15 protein-coding genes are annotated in these 13,563 nt (G+C 69.4%); 2 read left to right on the plus strand and 13 right to left on the minus strand.

Features of this window, described 5'->3' with window-relative positions:
• Nucleotides 1–4: 4 nt before the first annotated feature.
• The 4 genes from ACGFY9_RS44605 to ACGFY9_RS44620 all read right to left on the minus strand — a co-directional run bounded on the left by ACGFY9_RS44605 (nucleotide 5) and on the right by ACGFY9_RS44620 (nucleotide 4,804).
• Nucleotides 5–307: a DUF6317 family protein gene (locus tag ACGFY9_RS44605; protein WP_393764209.1), complete on the minus strand. Its 303-nt coding sequence runs from the start codon at nucleotides 305–307 to the stop codon at nucleotides 5–7.
• Entirely contained in the window at nucleotides 307–795 is a 489-nt protein-coding gene (locus ACGFY9_RS44610) for an SAV_915 family protein (RefSeq protein ID WP_393764211.1), read from the minus strand. Before ACGFY9_RS44610 ends, ACGFY9_RS44605 begins: the two co-directional genes overlap by 1 nt.
• Before the next feature lie 223 nt (nucleotides 796–1,018).
• The gene (kstD, locus tag ACGFY9_RS44615) at nucleotides 1,019–2,794 is read right to left on the minus strand and encodes a 3-oxosteroid 1-dehydrogenase (protein ID WP_393764213.1); all 1,776 of its coding nucleotides are present in this window, start codon (nucleotides 2,792–2,794) and stop codon (nucleotides 1,019–1,021) included.
• A 96-nt stretch (nucleotides 2,795–2,890) separates the two neighbouring features.
• Nucleotides 2,891–4,804, minus strand: coding sequence for an AMP-dependent synthetase/ligase (locus ACGFY9_RS44620; protein WP_393764215.1), 1,914 nt, complete (start codon nucleotides 4,802–4,804; stop codon nucleotides 2,891–2,893).
• A gap of 352 nt (nucleotides 4,805–5,156) precedes the next feature.
• On the opposite strand from ACGFY9_RS44620, the gene ACGFY9_RS44625 reads away from it, so the two are divergent.
• Nucleotides 5,157–6,047, plus strand: a complete 891-nt coding sequence (locus tag ACGFY9_RS44625) for a MaoC/PaaZ C-terminal domain-containing protein (RefSeq protein WP_393764217.1) — start codon at nucleotides 5,157–5,159, stop codon at nucleotides 6,045–6,047.
• Between the two features lie 56 nt (nucleotides 6,048–6,103).
• On the opposite strand, the gene ACGFY9_RS44630 is transcribed toward ACGFY9_RS44625, so the two are convergent.
• The 9 genes from ACGFY9_RS44630 to ACGFY9_RS44670 all read right to left on the minus strand — a co-directional run bounded on the left by ACGFY9_RS44630 (nucleotide 6,104) and on the right by ACGFY9_RS44670 (nucleotide 13,163).
• Nucleotides 6,104–6,739 (minus strand): TetR/AcrR family transcriptional regulator, encoded by a 636-nt coding sequence (locus ACGFY9_RS44630; RefSeq protein WP_366497415.1) that lies wholly within the window; start codon nucleotides 6,737–6,739, stop codon nucleotides 6,104–6,106.
• A gap of 27 nt (nucleotides 6,740–6,766) precedes the next feature.
• Entirely contained in the window at nucleotides 6,767–7,078 is a 312-nt protein-coding gene (locus ACGFY9_RS44635) for a DUF4229 domain-containing protein (RefSeq protein WP_201055011.1), read from the minus strand.
• A 75-nt stretch (nucleotides 7,079–7,153) separates the two neighbouring features.
• Nucleotides 7,154–7,678, minus strand: coding sequence for a GNAT family N-acetyltransferase (locus ACGFY9_RS44640; RefSeq protein ID WP_393764220.1), 525 nt, complete (start codon nucleotides 7,676–7,678; stop codon nucleotides 7,154–7,156).
• An 8-nt stretch (nucleotides 7,679–7,686) separates the two neighbouring features.
• Nucleotides 7,687–8,850, minus strand: a complete 1,164-nt coding sequence (mqnE, locus tag ACGFY9_RS44645) for an aminofutalosine synthase MqnE (RefSeq protein WP_327407132.1) — start codon at nucleotides 8,848–8,850, stop codon at nucleotides 7,687–7,689.
• Between the two features lie 49 nt (nucleotides 8,851–8,899).
• Complete coding sequence (locus ACGFY9_RS44650; RefSeq protein ID WP_019061245.1) at nucleotides 8,900–9,355, minus strand: Lrp/AsnC family transcriptional regulator; 456 nt, start codon at nucleotides 9,353–9,355, stop codon at nucleotides 8,900–8,902.
• Nucleotides 9,356–9,416: 61 nt separating this feature from the next.
• Nucleotides 9,417–10,109 carry a UbiX family flavin prenyltransferase gene (locus ACGFY9_RS44655; RefSeq protein ID WP_393764223.1) on the minus strand — a complete coding sequence of 231 codons (693 nt, stop codon included), beginning with the start codon at nucleotides 10,107–10,109 and terminating at the stop codon, nucleotides 9,417–9,419.
• Nucleotides 10,110–10,193: 84 nt separating this feature from the next.
• The gene (locus ACGFY9_RS44660; RefSeq protein WP_393764225.1) at nucleotides 10,194–10,766 is read right to left on the minus strand and encodes a Uma2 family endonuclease; all 573 of its coding nucleotides are present in this window, start codon (nucleotides 10,764–10,766) and stop codon (nucleotides 10,194–10,196) included.
• A gap of 46 nt (nucleotides 10,767–10,812) precedes the next feature.
• Nucleotides 10,813–11,715: a menaquinone biosynthesis prenyltransferase MqnP gene (mqnP, locus tag ACGFY9_RS44665; RefSeq protein ID WP_393764226.1), complete on the minus strand. Its 903-nt coding sequence runs from the start codon at nucleotides 11,713–11,715 to the stop codon at nucleotides 10,813–10,815.
• On the minus strand, nucleotides 11,712–13,163 hold the full coding sequence (locus tag ACGFY9_RS44670; protein WP_393764228.1) for a menaquinone biosynthesis decarboxylase: 1,452 nt from the start codon (nucleotides 13,161–13,163) through the stop codon (nucleotides 11,712–11,714). Before ACGFY9_RS44670 ends, mqnP begins: the two co-directional genes overlap by 4 nt.
• A 76-nt stretch (nucleotides 13,164–13,239) precedes the next feature.
• Here ACGFY9_RS44670 and ACGFY9_RS44675 point away from each other — a divergent pair, with 76 nt between their 5' ends.
• Nucleotides 13,240–13,539: a PLD nuclease N-terminal domain-containing protein gene (locus tag ACGFY9_RS44675; RefSeq protein ID WP_266769597.1), complete on the plus strand. Its 300-nt coding sequence runs from the start codon at nucleotides 13,240–13,242 to the stop codon at nucleotides 13,537–13,539.
• Nucleotides 13,540–13,563: the final 24 nt, after the last annotated feature.

The raw sequence follows: 13,563 nt of genomic DNA on the forward strand, positions 1-13,563 counted from the left end.
GTCCTCAGTCCTCCCCGACCATCAGGTCGTCGAACACACCGTGGACGTCGACGTCGTGCCGGTGGAACGAGTCTCGCGCGTACGCCACCTTGTCGCCGTGGTCGTCCAGCCGATCGGCAAAACCGGCGTGCAGGCCGAGGATGAGGTGGGCGACCTCCTTGATGGCGTCGTCGAGCCCCGCGTCCCCGCCGCTCACCACGGGCGGGGCGACCTGGGGGTGCAGCTTGCGGTAGTCGGTGGCCTGGTCGTGGAAGGTCGTGGCCATCGACGTGAGGTCGCTCAGCACCGCCTTGAAGTCGGCCGACATCAGCGCACCTCCCGTGTATAGGCGGCCAGGTCGGCCGGCCTCCAATTCGGCCGCCCCGGGGCGACCTTCGGATCGAGGACGACGGTGCCGCCACGCTCGCCCATCGCCTCGGCGAGCGGCCCGATCGAGGTCCCGACCCACGGCTGGGCCTCGCCGAACGCGGCCACCAGCTTCTCCACCGTGCTGAAGGCGTAGGCCGCGGTGCGGTGCGCGGGATGCTCGAAGAGTTCGTAGACGACGAACGGCACCCGGACCGCCCGCCCGTCGTCGTCCACCGCGTCGACGTACCGGGGATGCGCGGGCACGAAGACGGCCGTCTCGTACGGCGGGACACCGGGCCGGGGTCCGGGCCGCCCGTCGGATGCCGGACCGGGCCGGGGCGCTGCCTCGGCATAGTCGAGCAGACTCGACCGACGCACCTCGGGCACCCCCGCTGCCACGGGCCCCTGCGTGTAGTCAAGAAGGCGTGAACGGTTCGGCTCCCCCACCGCCGTCTCCTCTTCCCCGTAAGTCGTCGTGGTCGCTGTGGACGTGTTCGCGCCATCACATTAGCCACCGAGGAAGGGCCCAAATCCGGCTATGTCAGCCCTCCGAACCCGTTGCATGCGCAATGCATACGCCCGCTTGATCCCGGCCTGGCCATCCCTTGACCGGGTGATGACCAGGCACGACAGCCAAGACGGCAGCCCTACGACCGCTACGCCCCGCCGCCTACAGCGCCCCCGCCAGATCCAGCGCCGCCACATACCCGAACGTCATCGCCGGCCCGATCGTCGAGCCCGCGCCCGCGTAGCTGTGCCCCATCACCGCCGCGCTCGCGTTCCCGGCCGCGTACAGACCGGGGATCACCGAACCGTCCGCCCGCAGCACCCGCGCCCGTGCGTCCGTGCGCATGCCGCCCTTCGTGCCGAGGTCGCCGGGGACGATGCGGAAGGCGTAGTACGGGGGCAGCCAGAGGGGAGCCAGGCAGGAGTTGGGGAGGACGGACGGGTCCGTGTAGTAGTGGTCGTAGGCGCTGTCGCCGCGCCCGAAGTCCGTGTCCTTGCCGTTCGCCGCAAGGGAGTTGAAGCGGCTCACCGTGGAGCGGAGGGCTGCCGCCGGGACGCCGATCGACGTGGCCAGGGCGTCCAGCGTCCACGCCTTGTACGCCGCGCCGGAGTTGTACCAGTCGTCGGGGAACGTGAACGTCGGCAGGACGTCCTTGAAGAGGTACCGGTTGCGGTAGTTCTGGTCGACGATCAGCCAGGCCGGGATGTCGGGGGCGGCGGTATTGCGGTCGTACATGATGTGGACGACGTCGCTGTACGGCGCGGCCTCGTTGACGAAGCGGGAACCGGCCTGGTTGACCAACAGGCCGCCGGGGAGGGTGCGTTCGGCGAGGCAGAAGTACGGGTCGCCGGGGATGGGGATGGCGGGTCCCCACCAGGCGTCGTCCATCAACGCCAGGGCCGCGCCCGCCCGTTGGCCCGCCTGGATGCCGTCGCCGGTGTTCTCCTTCGCGCCGACGGTCCAGTCCGTGCCGATGGGCTGGCGCTGGTACTGGGCGCGCATCGCCGCGTTGTGCTCGAAGCCGCCCGAGCCGACCACGACCCCGCGCCGGGCGCGCACCAGTCCGGCGGTTCCGGCACGCGTGACGACGGCCCCGGTGACGGCGCCGCCCTCCAAGTACAGGTCGGTGAGCGGGGTGTTGAGCCACACCGGCACCTGCGCGGACTGGAGTCCGGCCCGTAGGCCGGCGGCGAGGGACTGGCCCATGGTGAGGGGCTTCTGGCCGAGCAGGGCGGCCTTCGTCCCCCGGGCCAGGCACTCGGTCGCGACGGCCGCGCCCTTCACGCTCACCGCGGCCAGGTCGAGCCACTTGTAGTCGGCGCTGAAGACGACCATGCCCGAAGGGACGGCCAGGTAGGGCGGGTTGAGGTGGGCGAGTTCGGTGCCGAGGATGTTTCCGTCGAGCTGATCGGGTTCTATGGAACGGCCGTTGGGGAGCCCGCCCGGCAACTCCGGGTAGTAGTCGCTGTATCCCTCCATCCAGCGGAAGCGCAGCGGGCTGTTCGCCATCACGAAGGAGATCATGGCGGGGCCGTGGGCGAGGAAGGACTGCTGGCGGTCGGCGGGGACGTCCGCGCCGACGACCGCGGAGAGGTAGGTGGCGGCCTTGGCGGGGGTGTCGGGGACTCCGGCCGCCAGGATCACCGGGTTGTTGGGGATCCAGATCCCCGCCCCCGAACGCGCCGCCGATCCCCCGAACGTCGGCGCCTTCTCCACCACCACACAGCTCAGCCCCTGCTTGGCGGCGGTCAGCGCGGCCGTCATCCCGGCCGCCCCCGCACCGATCACCACGACGTCATAGGTGCCGAGGAGAGGGAGATCGGCGGCCCGTGCCGTGTGCCGCACCCCGGCGACGACACCGAGCGCCGCAACCGCACCACCCGCCAACACACGTCTTCTACCGGGGAGTTGTGCCTGTCCGTCCGCGCTCGTGGTCATGGCCGCTCCAGCCCGACGGGGAATGGGCTGGGAATGTCGCGCGGGGGTCTTGGGAAGTCAATGACCAGGTACGCACCAAATCACCCTGAACGGCGGTCAGTTCGCGTACAGCGCCTCGATGTCCCGTGCGAACTCCTGCATGACGAACTCGCGGCGCAGCTTCATCGACGGCGTCAGATGGCCCGCCACCTCCGTGAAGTCCACCGGCAGGATGCTGAAGCGGCGGATGGACTCGGGGCGGGAGACCAGTTTGTTGGCGTCGTCGACGGCCCGCTGCAGGACCCCGATCAACTCCTCGTCGTTGACCAGGAGTTCGGCGGGAACCGGGTGCTTGCCGTTCATCTGGCGCCAGTGGGTGATGCCTTCGAGGTCGAGGGTGATGAGGGCGGCGACGTAGGGGCGGCGGTCGCCTACGACCATGCACTGGGCGATCAGGGGGTGGGAGCGGAGCCAGTTCTCCAGGGGGGCCGGGGCCACGTTCTTGCCGCCCGCGGTGATCAGGATCTCCTTCTTGCGGCCGGTGATGGTGAGGTAGCCCTCGTCGTCGAGGCGGCCGATGTCGCCGGTCGCGAACCAGCCGTCCTGGGACGCGGGGATCACCCCGGCGCCGTGCGGGTCCCAGTAGCCGCGGAAGACCTGGCCGCCGGCGAGCAGGATCTCACCGTCCGACGCGATCCGGACCTTGGTACCCGGCATCGGCCAACCGACCGTCCCCAGGCGGGGTTTGAGCGGGGGCGTGCAGGTAGCCGCCGCCGTCGTCTCGGTCAGGCCGTAGCCCTCGAAGATCTCGATGCCCGCACCGGCGTAGAACGCGGCGAGGCGGCGGCCCAGCGGGGAGCCGCCGCAGATGACGTAACGGAGCCTGCCGCCAAGGGCGTTGCGGATCTTGCGGTAGACGAGCGGGTCGTAGAAGGCGCGCGCGGTCTTCAACGGGCGGGTCGGGCCCGGCCCCTTGCCGGACTGGCGGGCCTCCAGCGCCTCGCCGTAGCGGCGGGCGACGTTCGTGGCGCGGTCGAAGACCTTGCCGCGGCCGCCCTTCTCCGCCTTCGCCCGCGCGTTGTTGAAGACCTTCTCCAGCATGTACGGGATGGCCAGCAGGAAGGTCGGCTGGAAACTCGCCAGGTCGGCCAGCAGGTCTTCGGACTTGAGGCTCGCCGCGTGGCCGAGGCGGACCCGGGCGCGGATGCAGGCGACCGCGACCATGCGGCCGAAGACGTGGGAGTAGGGGAGGAAGAGGAGCGTGGAGGGCTCTTCGTCCGCCTTGTTCTTGAAGACGCCGTAGAGGAGTTCGATCGCGTTGTCGATCTCCGCGAGGAAGTTGCCGTGGGTGATCGCGCAGCCCTTGGGGCGGCCGGTGGTGCCCGAGGTGTAGATGACGGTGGCGAGCGTGTCGGGCAGCAACACCCCACGCCGTACGGAGACTTCCTGGTCCGGGACGGTCCGGCCGAGTTCGGCCAGCCGGTCCAGGTGCCCCTTCTCGAAGACCCACATGTGCCGCAGGTCGGGCAGCCGCGGCGTCTCCGGACCGAGCGCCGCCGCCTGTGCGACCGTCTCGGCGGCCATCGCCACCGCGCCCGAGTCCTGGAGGATCCAGCGGATCTGGAAGAGGGAGGACGTCGGGTAGACGGGGACGGTGACCAGACCGGCCGCCCACGCGGCGAAGTCGAGGAGCGTCCACTCGTACGACGTCCGCGCCATGACCGCGATCCGGTCGCCCGGCGCGAGCCCTTCCGCGATCATCCCCTTGGCGACGGCCTGCACCTGCTCGGCGAACTCCGTCGCCGTCACATCACGCCAATTACCGTCCTCGTCCTGCCTGCTGAGGACCACGTGCTCCGGCGCCGCCGCCGCGTTCTCGAACGGCAGGTCGGCGAGCGAGCCGTGGGTCGGCGGCGGCACCAACGGCGGTACGGACACCTCCCGCACCACGCCGTCCAGCCGCCGGATCTCGGGCTCGACGAGCACGGGCGCGCCGTCGTAGTCGTAGCCGGACGGATAGACGAGGGACATGGCAGCTCCTGTGGCGTGCAGCTTGTACCGCTCTGCTGCATTAGGTACGCATGGTGCGTACCGAGGCGTTCATACCGGCCCGCGGCCGGGGTGTTACCTCGGGTCAGGTCGGAGATCGTACGGGGCCCGCGTGGGGACTTCGTGCTGGTTCGGGGGTGGTACGGAGCCGGGCCTGTGCAACCTCGGCGGGTTCGCACGGCTTTGTCAGCCATACGTCGGCCCTGCGTCACCTCTGCGTCGGCCATGCGCCCGCCATGGACCGCCCGGCTCGCCCCACTTGGCCTTACCTGCGGTAACCTTACTGCGAAGTAAGCCGAAAAGAGCCGCCCAGGAAGCCACCCGGGAGTGGGACATGGCCAACCCCTATCCGCCCCTCACCGACACCCCCGCACTCACCCCGCTCCTCCTCCGCGGCGCCCTCCTCTCCCCCTTCAAACGGGCCCGCCCCGACGCCGAGTTCCCCCGCACCCGCCTCGTCCTGCCCGGCGTCCGCGTCGACCTGGCCAAACTGGCCGCCTACGAACGCGTCTGCGGCTTCGCGACCGGCGACGACGCCCTCCCGATCACGTATCCCCACGTCCTCGGCTTCCCCCTCGCCATGCGCCTGATGAGCTGCCGGGCCTTCCCGCTCCCGCTCCTCGGCCTGGTCCACACGTCGGTGGAGATCACCCGGCACACGGCGGTCCCCGCCACGGGGGACCACGAACTCACGGTCTACGTCGACGAGTTGGCCCCCCATCGACGCGGCACGGAGGCGACGGTCACGACGGAGATGCGGGCGGGCAGCGGCGAGTCCGGGGGCGAGGGCAAGCTCGTCTGGGAGTCACGGAGCACGTATCTCGCCCGGCACCACCGCACCGATGCGCGGGAGGCTGGACAGACAGGGGAAGCGGGCGAAGTACGGGAAGCGCGGAAGCCGTTGCCCACCATCGCGGCATGGCGCCTCGCCGAGGACGTCGGCCGCCGCTACGGCGCCGCGTCCGGCGACCGCAACCCCATCCACCTCTCCCCCCTCACCGCCCGCCTCTTCGGCTTCCCCCGCGCCATCGCCCACGGCATGTGGACGGCCGCACGGTGCCTCGCGGCACACGGAACGCCCGAATCGGCGTACGTACGGGCGGAGTTCAGGGCGCCGGTGCTGTTGCCGGGGGTGGTGGAGTACGCGGCGGAAGGCGGCCGTTTCCAGCTGCGGAGCGGGGAGCGCACACATGTGGACGGACTCGTCCGACCGCTCCCTTTATGAGCCGCATCAACTGCATCAGCTGCATCAGCCGCATGATCTTTATGAGCTGATGAGCGCTACGGCGTCCACGGCCGCCCCTCCATCAACTGCCCCAGCCCCGCCCACGCGAAGTTCATCAGCGTCGCCGCCGCCTGCTTCGCGGTGACGCCCGGGGTCGCGTTCGACCAGGCCGCCAGGGACTCGGCGGCGCCGACCAGGGCCTCGGCCAGACCGGCGACCTCGTGCTCGGGGAGGTCCGGGTCGCGGTGCGCCTCGCGGGCGGTGACCGCGATCAACTCGGTGACGAACGCGACGAGTTCGGCCCGCATGGCGGCCACCTCGGCCGCGAAGGGTTCGCCGTGGGTGCGGGACTGGAGGTGCAACACGGCCCAGCCGTCCGGGTGTTGCGCGGTGTGGGTGAAGAACGCCCGCAGTCCGTCCCAGAGTTGGCGGTCGGCGGGCGACCCCGTGTCCACGCCGGCCCGTACCGCCTCGGTGAGCGCCTGGCCCTCGCGCCGGATGCACGCGGTGAACAGGTCTTCCTTCGAGTTCAGGTAGAGATACACCAACGGCTTGGACACGCCCGCGAGTTCGGCTATCTCGTCCATCGACGCGGCCATGTAACCGCGCTGCCCGAAGGTCTGCACGGCGGCGTCGAGCATCTGCTGCTCACGGACCGCCCGCGGCATCCGTTTGGTCTTCACGGCACCCATGGGGGCAAGGGTAGTTGGGCCCAGGTACTAGGAAGTCTGACCCTGCGGGTGGGACGTCGGCTGGGCGGCGTCCACCGTCTCGTCCTCCTGGCTGCGGTTGGCGTCCAGGTTGGCCTTCATCCGGTCGACCCGCTCGACGATCTGCACCGAGGCACGGTCCCGCACCCCGCGCAGCACCACGAAGCTGATCGGCGCCGAGATCACCAGCGCCAGCAGCACGATCCACATGCCGTTGGACTCGCCGAAGCCGCGCGGAAAGACGCCGAGGTAGACGAGGCCCCAGACGACGCCGAGGCAGCCCGCGAAGACTCCGAGGCGCCACAGTGTGTAGCGGAACATCTCAATCCACTCTTCCGATTCGAGACAAGGGCATCAATCAGTGAAGCACGGTGCCGCACGGATCTTGCAGGGGGGTCACAGCAGCGGCAGCAGCATGAAGATGTCGTCCCGGTCGTCCCCCGGCGCCACCCGGATCGCGCCGGGCACCCGCCCGACCTCCTTGTAGCCGCAGGAGCCGTAGAACCGCTCCAGGCCGTGGCCGCCGCGGCAGGTGAGGCGGATCGCCTCGATGCCGTCGATGCCGCGGGCGGCCTCCTCGGCGGCGGCGAGCAGGTCGCGGCCGTAGCCCTTGCCCTGGTGGCGGGGGTGGACCATCACCGTGTAGAGCCACAGCCAGTGCAGCATCAGGCGGTGGGTGTTGAACGCGAGGAACACGGTCGCGGCGACCGTGCCCGTCTCGTCCCGGCCGACCAGCAGCCGGGTGCGGCCCTCCGCCATGGCGACGAAGTGCCGGACCAGTTCGGGCCGTATCTCGTCCACCTTGACCGGTGCGACAAAGCCCACGGAGCCGCCCGCGTTGGAGACGTCCGCCCAGAGGGTGAGGATCTCCTCGCGCAGGGCAGGGGTTATCGCGGGGTCCAGTTCGAAAGTGAGCGCCATCGTTCCGTTCAGACTCGCATCGGCTGCGGGGACTCGCGCCGCGCCGGGTCCGGGCCGTCGTACTCGCGGATGATCTCGTAGCGCGTGTTCCGCTCGACGGGCTGGAAACCGGCGTCGCGGATCAGGTCGAGGAGGTCGTCGCGGGTGAGCTTGTTCGGGGTGCCGTAGTTGTCGGCGTCGTGCGTGATCTTGTACTCGACGACCGAGCCGTCCATGTCGTCCGCGCCGTGCTGGAGGGCGAGTTGGGCGGTCTGGACGCCGTGCATGACCCAGAAGACCTTGACGTGCGGGACGTTGTCGAAGAGCAGCCGGGAGACGGCGAAGGTCTTGAGGGCCTCCGCGCCGGTGGCCATCTGCGTACGCGCCTGAAGGCGGTTCCGCACCTTGCCGTCCTTCATGTCCACGAAGTCGTGCTGGTAGCGCAGCGGGATGAAGACCTGGAAACCGCCGGTCTCGTCCTGGAGCTCCCGCAGCCGCAGCACGTGGTCCACGCGGTGACGCGGCTCCTCGATGTGGCCGTAGAGCATGGTGCACGGGGTCTTGAGACCCTTCTCGTGCGCCAGGCGGTGGATCCGGGACCAGTCCTCCCAGTGCGTGCGGTGGTCCACGATGTGCTGGCGGACCTCCCAGTCGAAGATCTCCGCGCCGCCGCCGGTGAGGGATTCGAGCCCGGCGTCGATCAGCTCGTCGAGGATCTCGGAGGCGGACAGCCCGGAGATGGTCTCGAAGTGGTGGATCTCGGTGGCCGTGAAGGCCTTGAGGGAGACCTCCGGGAGGGCCTTCTTCAGCTCGCTCAGCGACCGGGGGTAGTAGCGCCAGGGGAGGTTCGGGTGCAGGCCGTTGACGATGTGCAGCTCGGTGAGGTTCTCGCCCTGCATCGCCTTCGCGAGCCGGACGGCCTCCTCGATGCGCATCGTGTACGCGTCCTTCTCGCCCGGCTTGCGCTGGAACGAGCAGTAGGCGCAGGACGCGGTGCACACGTTGGTCATGTTCAGGTGGCGGTTGACGTTGAAGTGGACGACATCGCCGTTCTTCCGCGTCCGCACCTCGTGCGCGAGTCCGCCCAGCCAGGCCAGGTCGTCCGACTCGTACAGCGCGATGCCGTCCTCACGGGACAGCCGCTCACCGGAGCGGACCTTCTGCTCCAGCTCGCGCTTGAGCCCGACATCCATGCCCATACCTCTTCCTAAGACAGCTTTGCTAAACGGTACGCCTACACCTCTACGCCTCTTCGGGCAGCTCTCCGACCCGGTTCTCCCACTTCGTGGAGAGGACGATCGTCGTACGGGTCCGGGACACACCCTTGGTCCCGCTGAGCCGCCGGATGGTCTTCTCCAGGCCGTCCACGTCCGGTGCCCGCACCTTCAGCATGAACGAGTCCTCGCCGGCGATGAACCAGCAGTCCTCGATCTCGCCGAGGTCCTTCATGCGGCGCGCCACGTCCTCGTGGTCGGCGGCGTCGGAGAGCGAGATGCCGATCAGGGCGATGACGCCGAGGCCGAGGGAGGCCGAGTCGACGGTCGCGCGGTAACCGGTGATGACACCGGCCGCCTCCAGCCGGTTGATGCGGTCGGTGACACTGGGTCCCGACAGGCCGACGAGGCGCCCCAGCTCCGCGTAGGAGGCCCGGCCGTTCTCTCTCAGGGCCTGGATGAGCTGCCTGTCCACCGCGTCCATGCGATCGATTGCCTTCCGGTGATGAAGTTGCCGATGAAGATGAATGAGTCGGTGCCGTACGTCAGTTGGTGGTGCGGAAGCCGGCGCCGAGGTCGCCCTTCCACCGCCGGTACAGGTCGTGCTCGACGCCCGCCGAGTCCAGGACCCGCCCGGCGACGAAGTCCACCAGGTCCTGGATGTGGGTGGCTCCGGCGTAGAACCCGGGCGAGGCGGGCACCACGGCCGCGCCCAGGTCGTCCAGGGTCACGAGGTGCCGCAGCGTCTGCCCGTTCAACGGCGTCTCGCGTACGGCGACCACCAGCCTGCGCCGCTCCTTGAGGGTGACGCTCGCCGCCCGCTGCAACAGGTCCTTGCTCAGCCCGAGGGCGATCCCTGCGACGCAGGCCGTCGACGCGGGCACGACGATCATCCCCTTCGAGGGGTACGACCCCGAGGACGGCCCCGCCGCGAGGTCGCCCGCGCTCCAGTGCCGTACGGCGTCGGTGTCGATGGCGGGCTGGAAGGTGCCGGGCTTGCCGTCGGCGCCGCGGGCCAGCCATTCGCGCAGGTCGTCCTGCCAGTGGGCGTCCCGGTAGGAGATCCCCGTCTCGTCGAGCAGCGTGAGCCGGGACGCGCGGGACACCACGAGGTCGACACTCTCGCCGGCGTCGAGGAGCGCGCGCAGGACGGCAGCCGCGTATGGGGTGCCGGAAGCGCCGGACACCCCTACGATCCAAGGCGTACGCGGCGTCTCTCCTGGCTTGACTGGGTTCACGACACCGAGCCTAGCTGGCGTCGCGGGGCGGGAACCGGCCAAGGGTGCCGGGGCGTTCTCCGGCGGCGTGAAGCGGGGCCGCACTCACCTGTGCTGAGGTGCCTTCGGGTCCACGGGAAGCCGGATAGTGGGGATCGTCAGCTTGCCCAACGGGGAGTCGACGGCGACGTCAATGCCGTACGGGATGGTGTCGCGGCCGCGGTAACCATCGGGGCCGGGATTCCACATCGTGACGGCGTGGCCCTTGAGCGGGTCGAGGATGAGGTAGTTGGCGATGCCTCGGGAGGCGTACCAGCGGGGCTTGACCTCGTAGTCGCGGCGAATACTGCTCGGGGAGACGACCTCGGCGAGGAACTCGATCAGGTCGGGCGAATACTCGCTGCGGTTCTCTGCCTCCGCTTCGGCCGGGATGACTGCGAGATCCGGGCAGAACTCGTTGTCGTCGTCGAACGGGAACGCCACATCCGTGACCAGGGCCCACTCGGAGGGCAGCTGCGGCTCCACCTCAGTCCACAGACGGGTGATCGTCTTCCCGTGGAACGGCCTGACCGGATTCATCACGATGCTGCCCTCGACAATCTCCGTCAGATAGCCGGGGAACATGTCCTCCAGCTTGCCGAGCTGCGAGTGCAGGCGGTCAAGGTCCGAGACGGTCACGGTGGCCTCCCTGGGGTCCTGCTCTCGATGGTAGGCCGCACGCTACTCAGACAGTCAGCCCCCGCACCAGCAGATCCAGCAGCGCGCACACGAACAACGCGATCCCGATGAACCCGTTGACGCTGAAGAACGCCCGGTTGAGGCGGGACAGGTCATGGGGCCGGACGATCGAGTGCTCGTACACGAACGCGCCCGCGACGATCAGCAGGCCGAACCAGAAGAAGGCGCCGGCGCCGGTTGCCGCGCCGTACCAGGCGAGGAGGGCGGTCGTGGTCGCGTGGCAGACGCGGGCGCCCCAGATCGACGCCGGGATGCCGAAGCGGGCCGGGACCGACATGACGCCGATCTCGCGGTCGGTCTCGATGTCCTGGCAGGCGTAGATCAGGTCGAAGCCGCCGATCCAGATGCCGACGGCGAGACCGAGGATCACCGCGTCCCAGGACCACTCGCCGGTGATCGCCAGCCAGCCGCCGACCGGGCCCATGGCCTGGGCGAGACCGAGGATGGCCTGCGGGAAGTTCGTGAACCGCTTGCCGTACGGGTAGACCACCATCGGGATCACCGCGATGGGGGCCAGCGCCAGGCAGAGGGGGTTGAGGAGCGCCGCCGAGCCGAGGAACACGACCAGCGCGACGAGCGCGCCCGTCCACGCGTGCTTCACCGTCATCGCGCCGGTGACCAGCTCGCGGTGCGCGGTGCGCGGGTTACGGGCGTCGATCTCGCGGTCGATGATCCGGTTGACCGCCATCGCGAACGTCCGCAGCCCCACCATGCAGATGGTGACGAGCAGCAGCCGCCCCCAGTGGATGTTCTCGTCCCACTGGAACATCGCGGTTAGCGCCGCGATGTAGGCGAAGGGCAGGGCGAAGACGGAGTGCTCGATCATGACCAGGCGCAGGAACGCCTTGGTCCGTCCCGGTTGCGGGAGAGCGGCAGACGCGCTGCTCACAGGCCGTACTCCTTCCACCGGCGGTCGACCTTCGCCGCCGTCTCCGGGTCGGACAGGACCATCTCGGGCCAGCCGCCGTCCCGCGTGTAGCCCTCCTCGGGCCACTTCCTCGTCGCGTCGATACCCGCCTTGCCGCCCCAGAACTGCTGGTAGGAGGCATGGTCGAGATGATCGACGGGTCCTTCCACGACCGAGAGGTCGCGGGCGTAGTCCGTGTTGCCGAGGGCCCGCCACGCGACCTCGTGCAGATCGTGGACGTCGCAGTCGGAGTCGACGACCACGATCAGCTTGGTCAGGGACATCATGTGCGCACCCCAGACCGCGTGCATCACCTTCTGCGCGTGCTTCGGGTACTTCTTGTCGATGGAGACGATCGCGCAGTTGTGGAATCCGCCCGCTTCGGGCAGGTGGTAGTCCACGATGTCCGGCACGATGATCTTCAGCAGGGGGAGGAAGAAGCGCTCCGTGGCGCGCCCCAGCGGTCCGTCCTCCGTCGGAGGCCTGCCTACGACGATCGACTGAAGCAACGGCCGCTTCCGCATCGTCACGCAGTCGATGGTCAGCGCCGGGAAGGGCTCCTGCGGCGTGTAGAACCCGGTGTGGTCCCCGAACGGCCCCTCCGGCAGCATCTCGCCGGGCTCCAGCCACCCCTCGATGACGACCTCGGCCTGCGCCGGCACCTGCAACGGCACGGTCTTGCAGTCGACCATCTCGATCCGCTTGCCCGCGATGAACCCGGCGAAGAGGTACTCGTCGATGTCACCGGGAAGGGGCGCGGTGGAAGCGTACGTCACGGCGGGCGGACACCCGAAGGCGATGGCGACCGGCAGCCGCTCGCCCCTCCGGGCCGCGACCTGGTAGTGGTTCCGGCTGTCCTTGTGGATCTGCCAGTGCATGCCGATGGTGCGCTTGTCGTGGCGCTGGAGCCGGTACAGCCCGAGATTCCGGATCCCGTTCTCCGGGTCCTTCGTGTGCGTGAGCCCGAGGTTGAAGAAGGACCCGCCGTCCTGCGGCCAGGTGAAGAGCGCGGGCAGGTCGTCGAGGTCGACGTCATCACCCGTGAGCACCACCTCCTGCACCGGCGCTTCCTTGACCTTCTTCGGCGGTACGTGGGTCATCGAGCCGAGCTTCCCGAAGGCGTCCCGCACGCCCACGAACCCCTGCGGCAGCTCGGGCCGCAGCAGCCCGCCGATCTTCTCGGAGATGTCGCCGTACGACTTCAGCCCGAGCGCCTTCAGCAGCCGCCGGTCGGTCCCGAAGACGTTCATGGCGAGGGGCATCGAGGACCCCTTCACCTTCTCGAAGAGGAGAGCGGGTCCGCCGGCCTTCTGCACCCGGTCGACGATCTCCCCGACCTCCAGATACGGGTCCACCTCGGCCTTGATGCGCTTGAGGTCTCCCTCGCGCTCCAGTGCCCTGAGCAGGGAGCGAAGATCGTCGTAAGCCATGTGTCCAAGTATCTGCCACCCGCTAACCTGACCCCGTCACCGGGGCCGTCCCACCACTCAGGAGAATCTCGCCGCCATGCTCAGGTATCTGCCGTTCCTGCTGGTCCTGGCTCTGTGGATCTACGCCTTCGTGGACTGCCTGAACACGCCCGAGGAGGACGTGCGCGGCATGCCGAAGCTGGCGTGGGTGTTCGTGATCCTGCTCTTCGGCGAGGTGCTGGTCGGCCCGGTCGCGTGGCTGATCGCGGGCCGGGCGCGCCGCACCGGGGCCGAGGCGACGGCCGCGCCGGGCCAGTGGATCGCGCCGGACGACAACCCCGAGTTCCTGAAGTCCCTGAACAAGGACGACCTCAAGGACGACCCCAAGGCCGAGTGATACGTGCAGGTTGTACGCCGGTGG

It is taken from the genome of Streptomyces sp. NPDC048504, assembly GCF_043200035.1.
GTDB lineage: Bacteria > Actinomycetota > Actinomycetes > Streptomycetales > Streptomycetaceae > Streptomyces.